This window comes from Candidatus Stoquefichus massiliensis AP9, assembly GCF_000455285.1.
In the GTDB taxonomy this organism is placed as follows: domain Bacteria; phylum Bacillota_I; class Bacilli_A; order Erysipelotrichales; family Coprobacillaceae; genus Stoquefichus; species Stoquefichus massiliensis.
The window spans coordinates 81,734-96,565 of the sequence record NZ_HG005295.1; the positions used below are offsets into that span (position 1 = coordinate 81,734).

Consider the following 14,832-nt stretch of genomic DNA (forward strand, 5'->3'; position numbering starts at 1 on the left):
TGACCAAGTTATTGTTTCAAAAATTGTAAAACTAAACCTTGAATTAACATCTTTAATGATTGCTCGTCTTGACAGCAATCCGAAAACATAAACATAAATAAATCTCGAAATGCTCCAGATAACGCCTTGATATCTATATCTTCCTGATGAGGAATATACATCAAAATCTCTTCTAACATTTGATGATCATGTTGAAAATGTTCATTCACTATATCTGGAGGTAATTTCATTGCAAGTAACTCTAATTCTCCAGATGTTAAGACTTGAAACAAAGGGTTATCTTTGGCTTTTAGAAAGAAGTCAAGAATAAAATCAGTAAGTTGATGAACATCCATATGTTGAAAATCCAACTGTGATAATGCTATTTTCATATCTTTTTCAAAGACTTCATGAAACTCAAGCAGAACCTCAAATACTAATATTTCTTTAGATTTATAAAACAAATAAAAGGTTCCTTTAGGAATATTGACTTCTTTTACAAGTGAATCAACTGTTGTTTTTTTAATTCCATTTATTGATAAACTTTTCCTTGTTGCTTCTTTTAATCTGTCTTTAATATCATCTTTTTCACTCTGAGAATAAACCTTTGGCATTTGACCACCTCTTTTTTGACTAAACATATATTTTTAGTCATTATAAATCTATTTACATATAAAGTCAATTCAAATTAACTTATTAATCTTGAAATATTTTTTTGAGTTTATTCTTTATTTTCATAATCAATTGATTATTCTCATCTAATTGAATAATCCAAATACCATGAGATAACCTATCAATTCTATATTCATTCAATTCATCTTCTATATCTTTAAGCACTTCACCTTCAATACCCTCAATATCTTTAAAAACACTTTCAATCATTCTCATTTGATTTTCATCTTTACTCTCACTAACATCGTTCAATTGAATAACCCATAATCCTGGCAATAATTGTTTACATTCCCATTTCTTATAATCATTATTTTCTTTATTCATATACGTTTCCTCCTTATACATCTATCTTATCTTATAATTGAACAAATCTATAAAAAAGTCCGAATACTCGTACTAATAATATTCCTATTATGTTATAATAACGATACAATGGAGGTTAATTATGGAAAAATATGGTTGTACGATTCGTAAAATTCGATTAAATAAAGGTTTTAGTCAAAAAGAAATTTATTCAGGACTTTTAAGTAAGTCATTTTCCATTGACTTTGAAAAAGGAAAGTATGATATTAAGTTTTCAATTATGATAGAAGTTTTAAAACGTTTAATGATTTCTGTTGAAGAACTTCTTCTTATTCATAACAATTATCAGGAAACACCTATTAACAAAGTACTTACACAGTTAGACATAAAAAAATTTGCAAATAATACAAATTATGCTTTGAATATCACAAATATAATTAATGAAAAACGAAAAGAAAATTCTGATTATGTTAATCATTTAGAATATTGGCAATTGCTGATACTACAATCAATATATTCAAATTTCCATGACACTTCATCAAAAGAGTATTTAAGAGCGAAACAAAATATCCAGAAACACTTATTTAACATGGAAACATGGACATTATCTGAAATAAGATTATTTTCTAATATGCATTTTCTTTTTGATGATACAAAGATAAAAACAAGTTTATTTCTTACTTCCTGGAAATCAATGGAAAAATACCAATATCATCCAGAATTTATGACTTATATATCTCATCTTTTAACAAATAATCTTTTCTTTTTAATTTATACAGAACAATATGATCTGGTAAATCAAGTTATAAAAAGACTATATGAACTAACTGATGATATCACAATGATGACATGGAAAGTTATGTTATATTTTTTAGAAGGACTTTACTACTATGCTACTGATAAACAAGAAAAAGGATTACAACTTATTAATAAAGCAAAATTAATTTGTAAACTTACAGATAACGAAAACATAATTGAACAAATAGAAACAGGATTAGACATTATTCAAAATAAGAAACATATCTCCTGAAAATATGCTCTACACACATAAAAAGATATTGAAATCATATATTCAATATCTTATTTATGATTGATTTTATACAATTTTCTTTCCAAAGATACAAAGAAATGATCTTTTGTTGATTGATCATACTTTACTAAATAAATCGTTAAAAGTATTCCTCCAATCACTGCCACTAACATGTCTGTTATTGTATCATGAACACCTGTTACATTTCTAATAGCATCATATTGAAAGAAAACAAGTAGCGCATACTCATAAAACTCCCAAAGCAATGCAACACTAGCATTAACTGCATTGATAAATAGACACATCACTATTTTTCTTTTCTCATTTCTTAAAAGATATTTATATAACATATACGCCAACTCACAAATCACAATTCCACTTGCAAAATGTGTAAACTTATCATAATAAGGTGTTGAATAACCACCTAAACAACTGCCCCATAGACTTGCAAAATAGATAAAAATAATATTCAATAAATAAAATTCTTCAGGAACTTTTATTTTGATCATTTTCATAAACAAGGGTGCAATAAATGGTGTTAAACAAGCAACAAATGTCATACCAAAATATTTTCCTTGCCAATTGATATAAAAAGCATAGCCTAAAGTTATCACATAAATCACCATACAAATTTTTATGAATATATTCAGTTTCTTATTCTTCACAAATGACACCTTCTTTAAAATTATTGTACCACTTCTTAACACAAATAAAAACACTAAGTATTTTCTATTATAGACAATAAAGGATATCTTCAACAATAAAGATATCCTCAATAATTATCCTAAATTTTCACCTTGAGATGAAATCACTTTTTGATACCAATAGAAAGAATCTTTTGGTATTCTTTGATATGTTCCATTTCCCTGATTATCAACATCAACATATATAAAACCATATCTTTTATCAATATTACCAGTCGATAATGCCATTAAATCCATAATACTCCATGGCAGATAGCCTATAATTTCAACACCATCTTCTATTGTTTCTTTCATAGAAATAATATGTTCTCTTAAATAATTAATACGATATTCATCATGAATACATCCATTTTCTACTTTATCAATTGCTCCTAAACCATTTTCAACAATCATGATAGGAATTTGATATCTGTCATAAACTTTATTTAAGAAATATCGCATTCCTACTGGATCTATTTGCCATCCCCATTCACTTTCTTGTAAATATGGATTCCTTAATCCTGATATCAAATTACCATTACTTTTTTGTGCATTTTGGTCATATCCAATACAATTTGTCATATAGTAACTACATGAATAAAAATCTACTGTTCCTTTTTTTAAGATATCTAAATCTTTATCTAAAATTTTTATGTGAATTCCTTTATCCTTCATATATCTTTGAATATATGAAGGATATTTTCCTCTAATCATAACATCACTACAAAACATATTTTTTATTTGATCATCTTTAAGAGAGAGTAATACATCATCTGGATGACATGTTAATGGATAATTACACATAGCAGCTATCATACAGCCTATTTGAAAATCTGAATTAATTTTCTTTGCTAATTGGACTGCTTTTGAACTTGCAACAAATTGATGATGGAGAGCTTGAAAACGAATTGTTTCAGTATTTTTTTGAGAATCAATAGGGCTAAAAATACCACCTGCTGTCATAATTCCAAAAGGTACTAATAAACAATTAATTTCATTAAATGTAATCCAATACTTCACTTTCTTTTGATATCTTGTCATGATGATTTCACAAAAATGTAAATAGTCATCTATCGTTTTTCGATTTGCCCAGCCACCTTTTAATGATAAATAATATGGTGGTTCATAATGAGAAATTGTAACAATTGGCTCTATTCCATATTTTAAGAGTTCATCAAAGACAGAATCATAAAATTTTAATCCTTCCTCATTTGGTTCTTCTTCATCGCCATGGGGGAAAATTCTGGTCCAAGCAATTGACATTCTGTATGCATTAATTCCCATTTTAGCAAATAAAGCTATATCTTCTTTATAATTATGATAAAAATCAACAGCTTTATGTGAACTATAATATCTACCTTCAATAACACCATTTGTCTCTTCTCTTTTATTAGTCCCCTGAGCAAGAATATCAATAACACTTATCCCCTTACCACCTTCATTCCAGCCACCTTCCATTTGATTCGCTGAAGAAGATGCCCCCCATAAAAAATCTTTATTCAACATTTAAAATAACCTCATTCATTTGAATTGTCTTTTTATTTTGAAATGAAACATTTTTATATTGATCACTATTTGTAACAATCACTGGTGTTGTTAAATCATATCCCTTTTTTTTCATACCGTCTAAATCAAATTCAATTAATAGGTCACCAGCTTTGACATGTGTTCCCACTGCAACATAAGATTTAAAGCCTTCACCATTTAAATTAACAGTATCTAATCCAATATGAATAAGTAGTTCTAATCCATCAATACGTTTTATACCAATAGCATGTTTTGTTGGAAACAATGCAACAATCTCACCATCAAATGGAGCAACAACTTTCCCATCAGTTGGAATAATCGCATATCCTTTTCCCATTTGTTCACTTGCAAAAGCTGCATCTTGAACTTCTGATAAAGCTATAACGTCTCCACTCATTGGTGCATCTACACTTTTTAAATCTTCATTTTTCACATCATCAAATCCTAACACCCACGCAATAATAAATGTGACAACAAAAGAAACGACAACAGATACAATTGCCCAAATAAATGAACTTCCTTCACCAGCAAAAATTGGTAATGAAACAATACTAGGGCTCACAAATGAATAGGCAGTAATACCCATCAATCCAGCAAAACATCCAGCAATCAATGATCCCAACAATACAGCAATAAAAGGTTTCTTAAAACGTAAATTAATACCATAAAGAGCGGGTTCAGTAACTCCAAATAAAGATGAAACACACGCAGACATTGCTGTTCCTTTAATATTCTTATTCTTTGATTTCAAAGCAACTGCCGCTGCTGCACCACCTTCAGCAATATTCGCAATCAATCCACTAGGAACTAATACCGCATCAAATCCTTGTGTTGCAAACATTTGAATCATTAATGGAATCAACGCATTGTGCATACCTGTTAAAACTAATAATGGGAAAATAGCTGCATTAAGCCCCACTGCAACCCATCCCCATGAATTCATGACATTGCAGAATCCTTGGAAATAATCACCTAAAATACCACCCAATGGTCCAATAACAATTAACATAATTGGGGCAACAATCAGTAAAGTAAGCATCGGTCTTAAAAAGACTTTTACAAGACTTGGACATATTTTTTGAGTGAATTTATCTACATATTTCATTAACCAAACACTCAATATAACAGGTAATGCTTGTGCACTATAACTCATCAATTTCACTGGAATACTAAGAAATGAGCTGTATTCATCACCTTCTGCACCTAAAGCTATAAAATTTGGATGAAGCAAAATCGCACTTAATACCATTCCAATAAATGGATCAGCATTCATCTTTTTAGCAGCTGTGTATCCTACAAATAAAGGTAAGAAATAAAAAACAGAATCACCAATAATAGATAATATCTGATATGTTGATGATTGATCTGATAATAATCCAAAATTCAGTAAAACAGCACATAAGACCTTAATCATCCCACATCCTGCAATCACAGGAATAATAGGTGTAAAACATTCTATGAATATATCAAGCACCCCATTTATCATTTCTTTCACTGTCTTTTTCTTTTTCACTTCATGAACTGACTCATGACTCTCTCCCATAAGTTTCATGAATTCTTCATAAACTTTATCAACTTCTGTTCCAATAACAACTTGAAACTGTCCACTCGCAATCATAACATTCAAAACACCATCAATTGCTTCAATCCCCTGACCATCTGCTTTTGAATCATTAACGAGATTAAATCTTAATCTCGTATAACAATGTGATACATTTTTAACATTCTCACGTCCACCAACCTTTTCCAAAATTTCTTGACTTACATTCTTATAATTCATTTTATCCTCCTCTAAAACTAATTTTTACAATTCACATTATACTTTGTGTACCATAATATTTCTCATGAATTCTTATCCACATTTTTATAATTTGTTAATAATTTTGACATTAAATCATGTATACGAAAAAATGAGGTTAATTTTTAAGTATTAAAAATTAACCTCTAATATAAATAAATAATATGTATATGTTTAAATTCATTAGCTTTAAGAGTAACAGATAACTCTAAAGAATTTCCTTTAACAGATCTTTGTAGTAATTGTATAGATGGAATTGAAACTTGCTTTAAAAATTCCAATTCGGAAGCACTTAAAGTCAATGTATCATCTTCTAGCATATTCATCATTGTATCTTGAACACTTCCAAACTGCTGATTCACAGTTCTGATTTTAATGAGGTATGTTCCGTTTTTAACATGGTCCAATCTATAATTTAAAGTCAAATCATCATAATCTTCAAAATATTCATGAAAACTATGAATATCTAGATTGTTTTCTTCAAGATAATACTTATGATTTAATCGCTTGTAATTATGACAAAGAATGACATAATTTCCAGTGCCTGAAGCCGTGATTAAAGAATGCTCATCTTTATCTATATAGTATTGACCAAGATGATTTAAAAAGTAATAAGCAAAATAAACCGGTTTTTTAATTCCATGTTTCGATACAAGTCCTTCAGCACCTAATAAATCCTTACCTTGAAAATCAGATAAAGTTGTTAAATCCAATGGTTTTCCATATGTTAATGCATCAACTACACCAAGACATTCAATCATGTTTTTGACTATATATGCCCCTCTATAACAAGAATCATTTAAAATATTATTTTGGCTTAAAGAATGATTCCAGTTTGTAATACAAATATGATGTGTATGTTCCAGTAATGTTCCACACTGATTTTTTAATTCATTCATTTTATTTTTGATGTAGTTCATATCCTTGGTTCTTTGGATTTCAATTCCATTTTCAGTCTGAATAAAAACAAAAGGTTCTGCTGAAAAAGTCATTGTCTGTATATCTATATTACGTTTTCGCATATTTATTATAAAATTTTCAATATATTGAGGATATCCTAACATCATACATGGGCCATATAAAGAATAATAAGAATCATATTCACCTAAAATATTCTGGATTCTTGTATAAACATCAAAATACTGTTGACTTTTATTATCATTATAAGTTGTATTATAGATGAGTTCAAACTTCCATTTTTTTATATTATCAATACTATATCTATTTGCAAAATGTGATAACAGTTTTCTAAAATAAGCAAAGAATCCTTCATTATTGACTATTCGACGAAAATCAATTTTCAACCAAATTGTAAAGTCTAATTTCATCAAATAATCATAAATACGTTCTTCTTTGTAAAAAGAATAATCTTCATAATGATAATATTCAGGATAAAATATATCTATTCTTAAATATCGAAATGATAATTCTTTTTGAAGAAGTGAAAGTTGTGTTTGAACATCAATATCATTCATATTCAAAATATTACCCAAATTTAGAATTTCTTTCCAATACTCCTGATACTTCTCATATTTTAAACAATCTATCATAAAACAATGGTCTTTGTTTTCTAAATATTGATCTTTTTTCAAAATATCATTAAGAATATCATCTATCATTTCAGGTTGTTTTTCTATATTGTTATTTTGATATTGATATTTCTTTTTATACTCTGAGGGTTTCATTTCATGTAATTCATAAAATGATTTATTAAAAGAATCAATATTAGGAAATCCATTATCCAATGCAATATGTAATAATGTTTTTTGAGACATTAATAGATCTTGAGTGGCATGTTCTAATTTTATTTGAGTCTTATATTTATGAAAAGTAATATTCATCTTTTCTTTAAAATATTTAGAAAAATATTGCGGTGTCATTGAAAAATGTTCACTGATTTCATGAAGTGATATATCTTGGCTATAAAAACTATCAATATAATCAATAACATCTTCTAACTTCTGATTTTCACTACTTTTAAAACTAGAAACAGTAAAGTTATCAACCAAAAAGATCATAAACTCATACTCTATTTGTCTTATTTCAGCATTCTTATATTCATTATTCTCATACATCTTTGATATCATTTTTGCAAGATATCTCTCTAAAATTCTATAATTATCATTCTGTTCAATAGATGAATTACATAAAAAATAATATTTTTTTTGATGAAACAGCATTTTAAATAAATAATAATCTATAATAAATTGAACATATAAACTATGAGATGTCACTGTTATCTTCATAGTATCCATAGAATTCAATAAGATGATATCATTCTTTTTTAATTTATATTCTTTATCAATAACTTGTATTTGAAGATCATCTCTTAAATTAAGTATAATCATTATATTTCTATTATGATGTATCTCTAAGCTATCTTTTCTCACATGATAATGAACTATTCTATCAAGCATTCATGACACCTCACTTTCATCGCTTATTTCAAATGCTAGTTTTCTGATAAGAGCTGATAGAAAGACTCTAAATCCTCAGCAATCATATCAATGGAATTCTGCCAAAATACCTCTGATGTTAAATCAATGCCTACACTATGACCAACATCTTCTAAACTCATCTTACCTGTTAATGATAAGAAACGTTCATATGTTTCACTAAAAGAATCTCCTTCTTTTAAATACAATCCATATAATCCCTTTGCTAATAAAAGTCCAAATGCATATGGAAAGTTATAAAAAGCATAGTCTGCTTCATAATAATGGGGTTTCCATGTCCACATATATGGATGTAAAATATCATGATCCAATCCATGACCATAAGCCTCTTTTTGTGCATTAATCATAAGTTTCTTGATTTCATCTACACTTAAAGGCCCTTCTTCACGCTTTTCGAAGAAATGACTTTCAAATAAGAAACGAGAATAAATATCGACAATCACTTGTGCACAATCTGATAACTCATTTTCTAAAATCATTAATTGCTCAGCCTTTGATGCTTTCTTTAAAGCAGCTTTTTTCACAATTGTTTCACAGAATGTAGATGCTGTTTCAGCAATTGGCATAGGGTATTGAGCATTCATAGCTGTTTGGCTATTTAAACAATGTCCATGAAAACCATGTCCAAGTTCATGTGCCATTGTAATGACATCGCTAAAATCATTTCCATAATTCAATAAGAAACGACTTTCTTCAATACAATGTAAGTTATTACAAAATGCGCCACCTACTTTTCCTTGTCTAGGATAAACATCAATCCAATTTTTTTCTATTGCCATTTTGGCATAATCACCTAAGTTTTGTGAAAATGAAGAAAATTGTTCAATCACAAACTGACTTCCTTTTTCATAATCATATTCACTATTTACATCAACAATGGGTGCATACATATCATACCAAGGTAGACCTTTTTGATAACCTAAATATTGTGCTTTTGTTTGAAAATACTTTTCAAACATAGGCAAGGCTTTTTTCATTGTTGCTAATAAAACATCTAATGTTTTTTGAGACATTCTTGAATCTATTAATGTTCTTTGTAAAACTGAATCATATCCTCTTAATCTTGTAACTGTCAGTGCCTCACCTTTAATTGCATTCAGCGCACTTGCAACACCTAATTCAACATCTTTATAAGCAGCGATTTCAGCTTCATATGCCTTTTTTCTTATCTCTTTATCTTTAGAATAAGCCATATTTAAAACTTCTGTCAAAGGATATTCCTGATCATCTAGTTTGACTTTCATTGATGAAATCAATTGATCTTTATATTTAAGCCATGCACTTGATCCTGTTGTTTTCATATTGGCTAAAACTGATTCGCTTTGATCATCTAATAAATATTGATTTTGTTGTTTGATTTCATTTAAAACAAAAAGATGTTCTTGAATATAATGATGTGTGATGTGATCAAAATCAAACTGTGCAATCCATTTTTGAATTTGTGCACTTGTATCAGCAAAAGCAGCTAACAAGTTTTCAATAACTGATGCATATTTGATAGCCTCCTGATCATTTGTATTAGCATTCATAGTTAAACTGATATAAGAATATACTTTTTCTACCAAATCATCTAATCTATTCTCTTGGTGTAAATAATCTGTCAAAGCAATTTCATTTTGACCTAAATTAAAATATTTTTTCATATCTATCAAAATATCTTCAATTTGCTTTAAATCATTGAAAAAGTTCTCATCTTGAAAAGATGTATACAATTCATCTAAACTCCAGTTTTTATCCATATCAATATCTCCTTATCTTCCCTTATTATACACTCTTCTTATTGAAAAGAGACCTCAAAAGAAGTCACTTTTCAATAAGCTTTTCATATTCTGTTATATCATGACAGCTTAACATAACAGCATTCTCTCCATGCCAATTCACATACGTTGCATCTACATCAACCCAAACTTTGAAATAAGGGTTATAGACTTTCATTTTCTGATTAGTACAATTCCTATGTATCTTTTGAACAGGACAAAACTCACAAGGTTTATCACGTTTCATAAAGACTTTATAACAAGGCATTCCAATCATTGCTTCAGGACATAGCTGTTTTGTTTTCTTATTGATGAATAACATTTGATATGTTTTTGGATTAATAACATAAATCCACGAACTTTGATTATTCAATAAATTCAACAAACCTTCACTTTCTTGTTTTAAAGTTTCTTCAACACGATTCTTTAATAAGAAAACACTTAATATTTCTGAAACGAAAACCAAAGCATCAATCTGTTCCTGAGTCCAATATCTATTCTTACGACATTCATCAAAACCAACATATCCTTTAATTTGACCATTATCTTTAATAGCACATTGTAACATAGATTTAATTCCTTGTGGTGCTAAGATAGCATATTGCAATTTAGGCAAATTATGAATATCTGCACAATAGAATATTCCATTTTCATTAAAATTATCATAATAATTCCCACCCAAGTCATCTTTATAAGATACTTGTTTTAAGTTTTCCATTTGTGGTTCAACACCTTGATTACACCACTCAAAAGTATTACAACAATATAAATCATTCTCAATATTTTCAAAAATATATACACGACTCACATCAAATTGTAATCCCACAATTTCCAAAATAGAAGAAATTGCATATTCTAAATCAGATGAATTATACAGTACTCTAAACACATATTCTGCAATCTGCCCACTAGATATTCTATTATTTTCATTAGAATCAATTTTCTCATTTATTAGAGAACGTGGTTTAGCATTAAACACATACTCATGCATTATTGATTCATTATAAATAACATATTGTTTTTTACCTTCATTCTTCGCCTGATATAATGCCTGATCTGCTTTTTGAAATAATTCTGTAAATTCGATACCATCACGTGGTGTTATAGAAATGCCTATACTACATGAAATATGTAAATGATCATGAGTATCTTCAAGTTTTTCCATCTCATCAAGCATTTTTTGAGCACTCATCTTTATGTTGTTAATACTTTGAATATCCTTGAAAAAGACAATAAATTCATCTCCACCAATACGTCCTATAATATCCGTATACTCAAATTCATTTTTCATTCTTCTTGCTATATCACCTAATATAGCATCACCAAACAAATGTCCTTGAGAATCATTAATTTCCTTAAAATTGTCAATATCAATAATCATCATTGCACCTAATTCATGAATATCTATTTTTGACAAATAATCTTTAATTAAATTTTGAGTTGTTATTTTATTATAAATACCAGTTAATGCATCTTGTTGTGCTTTACGCAATAAATATTGTGAGCGATGCTTTTCTTCATCTATATCTACTATAATTCCAATTGCTCTTAATGGCTTATTTTCTTTATCAAATTGAACAGTTAATCGTAATCGCCACCAACGATACTGATGTTTAGGATCAATCAGTCGTATTTCTTGTTCTATATACTTTTGACCATTTTGTATTTCATTTAAAATATCATCTATCTTACTAACATCATAAGGATGAAATCCCTTCTTTAAATCATCCTTATTAACCTGACAATCTTTAAATTCAAAAATATCATTATCAAAAGCATGAATCCAATTATGAGAAAATCTAAAATGTTTATGAACAATATCCCACTCAATGATAACATCATTTGTCTGTTCCATAATAATATTATATCTTTCCAAACTTAATCTTAATTCTTCTTCAATTTTCTTTTCTTGTGTAACATCAATCATAATGCAATAAAAAGAAGAACATGTCTCATGTGTTTCCTCAATTAATTGACCTTTATCAAAAACCCAAACATAATGTCCATCTTTATGCATAACTCGATATTCTATACGCTTAGTTTTCCCTAACGCCATTTGGCGTTGGACTTCATGTAATGTAGGTTCACGATCTTCTGGTACAATCATTTCCCAAAAGCTGTTATGAAAGCGTTCATGAATTTCTTGACGTGTATATCCAAACATAGATAAGAATCCATCACTCATATAAAGAATCGTTAATTCCTCATTATAAAGGCATTTAAAGATACCTCCAGGTACATTATTTGTTAAAACTTCCAAATCATCATTCACTTGTTTTAAACGTAATGCATTTTCATATTGTATTTGTTTTAAATAAAAGTTTTGTTTTTGAGATGTTTCTTTTTGCATATGATTAATAATTTGTTCTTTTGATTCAAACAAAGACATGACAACCTCATATAAGAAAACATGCTGATGATCTTGTTTAAATGTCAAATAACCATAGATAGTCATTGGACGACAAAAATCACCTTTTTCAATTCTTAACTCTGTTTTATAAGAGACATAACAAAAACAATCATTACAGTCAACATTATCAATATGAACATGATCAACTGTAAGAGAATGTGCATCTTCTTTTTCCCTCATAAGCATGTTCTCAACAGCATCAATTCCTCTTACAATCTGCTGACAGTACAAATGACTCCAGCATATATGAGGATGTAACATTGACACCAAAGCAGAAATATTTTTATCATAATAATTATTTAAAAAATATTCTGCATATTTTAATCCAATTTTTTCCTCTATCAAAATAATTTCACCTCTTATCAAACATGAAAATACATTTTTTCAAATTCAGAAGCAGATACCGGTCTTCCAAATAAGAAACCCTGTATATAATCAGGATCAGTTTTTTTCACAACATGATATTCTTCCTCAGTCTCAACACCTTCAACACAAACTTTTAAATGTGTCACATGAGCCAATTTCACAATATATTCTAAAAATATATACTCGTAACTTTCTTCTTTAATTCCCTGAATAAAACTACGATCTATCTTGATAACATTAGCTGGTAATTCTTTTAAATGGCTTAATGATGAATAGCCTGTTCCAAAATCATCTATAGCTATTCCATAACCCATTTCTTGAATATTTCTAAACTCTTGGTTAATAAACTGTAAATTAGGAATCCAACAATTCTCTGTTAATTCTAAAATACAATGATTAATAGGTGAATGTGAATGCTCATTTTTCAAATATTCTAATAAGGCATTCTCCTTTAATTGAATATAAGAAACATTAATACTCATTGTAAAGTCCTGATTATATTTTTGCCATATTTGACATTGTTTTATAGCCTCTTCAAGTACCCATTTTCCAACTTGAATAATTAACTGACTTTCTTCTAATAATGGAATAAATTCAATTGGGGATACTTCTCCATGCTTAGGCGAATGCCATCTTAAAAGAGCTTCAGCCCCAACAACACTCTTTGTTTTAACATCTATTTGAGGTTGATAATATAATTCAAATTCTTGAAATCCATTTGCGACTGTTGCATGTAAACTTTCTTGCAGTTCAATAATTTTTAATTTTCTTTGATACATTTCTTTTGAGAAGAAAACCAATTGATTTTTACCATTCATTTTTGCAATTTCTACTGCATTTTCAGCATGCCTAAATAACTTCTGATAAGAATGTCCATCTTTTGGATAAAAACAAGCACCAGCTGATAATGAAATATATAAACGCTGATCATCCATTATAAAATGATTTGTAACATATAATTGTATATCTTCATAAATCGCTTGAGTAGATTGTTCAGATCCATTTTTAATCAGAAATGCAAATTCATCACCATCTAATCTATACATTTGACAACCTTTAGGTAAGAGAGCTATTAGTTTTGTTGAAATCAGATTTAAAGCACGATCTCCAAATGCATATCCATAGCGCTCATTTATATTTTTAAAGTTATCTATATCTAAAACAACCACTACACCTTGCGTCTGTTTATCTGAGTTTATAAGATGTCCTAAATCTTTTTCAAACTGTTTCCTATTCTTTAATCCAGTAATATTATCAAATTTATTTTCTTTACCTATATTTGAAATTCTACCAATTAAATATAGAGGATGTCCTTGACTATCTTGACTCACTTTCCCACGACAAGACACCCATATAACTTGCCCTTCTCTATTATAAACACGATACTCCATATCATGATAATCTTTTATACCTTCTTGAAGCATTTGCATATCATTAAGCCAAAGTGGTATATCTTCATTCACCATTATACTCGACCAGACATCTACAACATTTTCTCTAATGGAATGATCGATGTTGAAATCTATAAATGCATTCTCAGAAATATGAAAAACACCATTTTGAATATCCCACATAAAAAGATAATCATCTGTACTTTCAGAAAGCAACTCAAAAAAGATATCAACATTAAGTTCCTCACTCTTTGTTAAACCTGCCATAATATCCTCCTTATCCCTTTGTACCTCTATTATATATGAATTAACTTCCCAATACTAGAATGATTGAATAAAAACAAAAAAAGACTCCTAAGAGTCCATCAATTGAAACGTATACGTTCAATAAAAGCAGTTATAATTGCTACAACAGGAAAAATAATCCACCCTGGATGCCACCAGCCATAAACAAAACCCC

10 protein-coding genes are annotated in these 14,832 nt (G+C 28.7%); 1 reads left to right on the plus strand and 9 read right to left on the minus strand.

The annotated features are described in order from the left end of the window. Positions 1-8: 8 nt before the first annotated feature. Positions 9-593, minus strand: a complete 585-nt coding sequence (locus BN350_RS16265; RefSeq protein WP_028044540.1) for a TetR/AcrR family transcriptional regulator — start codon at positions 591-593, stop codon at positions 9-11. 82 nt (positions 594-675) lie between these two features. Continuing rightward, complete coding sequence (locus BN350_RS16270; protein ID WP_028044541.1) at positions 676-975, minus strand: hypothetical protein; 300 nt, start codon at positions 973-975, stop codon at positions 676-678. 121 nt (positions 976-1,096) lie between these two features. On the opposite strand from BN350_RS16270, the gene BN350_RS16275 reads away from it, so the two are divergent. Next, positions 1,097-1,984: an Rgg/GadR/MutR family transcriptional regulator gene (locus BN350_RS16275; protein ID WP_028044542.1), complete on the plus strand. Its 888-nt coding sequence runs from the start codon at positions 1,097-1,099 to the stop codon at positions 1,982-1,984. A gap of 50 nt (positions 1,985-2,034) precedes the next feature. Here the strand turns inward: BN350_RS16275 and BN350_RS16280 are convergent, their stop codons facing one another. From BN350_RS16280 to BN350_RS16310, 7 genes are all read right to left on the minus strand, one after another. After that, on the minus strand, positions 2,035-2,649 hold the full coding sequence (locus BN350_RS16280) for a DUF2238 domain-containing protein (protein WP_028044543.1): 615 nt from the start codon (positions 2,647-2,649) through the stop codon (positions 2,035-2,037). Between the two features lie 114 nt (positions 2,650-2,763). Continuing rightward, positions 2,764-4,173, minus strand: a complete 1,410-nt coding sequence (locus tag BN350_RS16285) for a glycoside hydrolase family 1 protein (protein ID WP_028044544.1) — start codon at positions 4,171-4,173, stop codon at positions 2,764-2,766. Continuing rightward, positions 4,163-5,974, minus strand: coding sequence for a beta-glucoside-specific PTS transporter subunit IIABC (locus tag BN350_RS16290; protein ID WP_028044545.1), 1,812 nt, complete (start codon positions 5,972-5,974; stop codon positions 4,163-4,165). Before BN350_RS16290 ends, BN350_RS16285 begins: the two co-directional genes overlap by 11 nt. Positions 5,975-6,138: 164 nt before the next feature. Beyond that, entirely contained in the window at positions 6,139-8,409 is a 2,271-nt protein-coding gene (locus BN350_RS16295) for a helix-turn-helix domain-containing protein (RefSeq protein ID WP_028044546.1), read from the minus strand. A 35-nt stretch (positions 8,410-8,444) separates the two neighbouring features. Beyond that, positions 8,445-10,187: a M3 family oligoendopeptidase gene (locus BN350_RS16300; protein WP_028044547.1), complete on the minus strand. Its 1,743-nt coding sequence runs from the start codon at positions 10,185-10,187 to the stop codon at positions 8,445-8,447. 64 nt (positions 10,188-10,251) lie between these two features. Further along, entirely contained in the window at positions 10,252-12,960 is a 2,709-nt protein-coding gene (locus BN350_RS16305; RefSeq protein WP_049945599.1) for a sensor domain-containing diguanylate cyclase, read from the minus strand. 17 nt (positions 12,961-12,977) lie between these two features. Continuing rightward, a complete protein-coding gene (locus tag BN350_RS16310; protein WP_028044549.1) occupies positions 12,978-14,639 on the minus strand; it encodes a bifunctional diguanylate cyclase/phosphodiesterase in 1,662 nt (553 codons plus the stop codon). Between the last annotated feature and the right edge of the window lie 193 nt (positions 14,640-14,832).

What these genes read in the sequence shown, in the direction of transcription:
- BN350_RS16265 (WP_028044540.1), bottom strand. Translation starts at nt 593, where the DNA reads ATGCCAAAGGTTTATTCTCAGAGTGAAAAAGATGATATTAAAGACAGA.
- BN350_RS16270 (WP_028044541.1), bottom strand. Translation starts at nt 975, where the DNA reads ATGAATAAAGAAAATAATGATTATAAGAAATGGGAATGTAAACAATTA.
- BN350_RS16275 (WP_028044542.1), top strand. Translation starts at nt 1,097, where the DNA reads ATGGAAAAATATGGTTGTACGATTCGTAAAATTCGATTAAATAAAGGT.
- BN350_RS16285 (WP_028044544.1), bottom strand. Translation starts at nt 4,173, where the DNA reads ATGTTGAATAAAGATTTTTTATGGGGGGCATCTTCTTCAGCGAATCAA.
- BN350_RS16290 (WP_028044545.1), bottom strand. Translation starts at nt 5,974, where the DNA reads ATGAATTATAAGAATGTAAGTCAAGAAATTTTGGAAAAGGTTGGTGGA.
- BN350_RS16295 (WP_028044546.1), bottom strand. Translation starts at nt 8,409, where the DNA reads ATGCTTGATAGAATAGTTCATTATCATGTGAGAAAAGATAGCTTAGAG.
- BN350_RS16300 (WP_028044547.1), bottom strand. Translation starts at nt 10,187, where the DNA reads ATGGATAAAAACTGGAGTTTAGATGAATTGTATACATCTTTTCAAGAT.
- BN350_RS16310 (WP_028044549.1), bottom strand. Translation starts at nt 14,639, where the DNA reads ATGGCAGGTTTAACAAAGAGTGAGGAACTTAATGTTGATATCTTTTTT.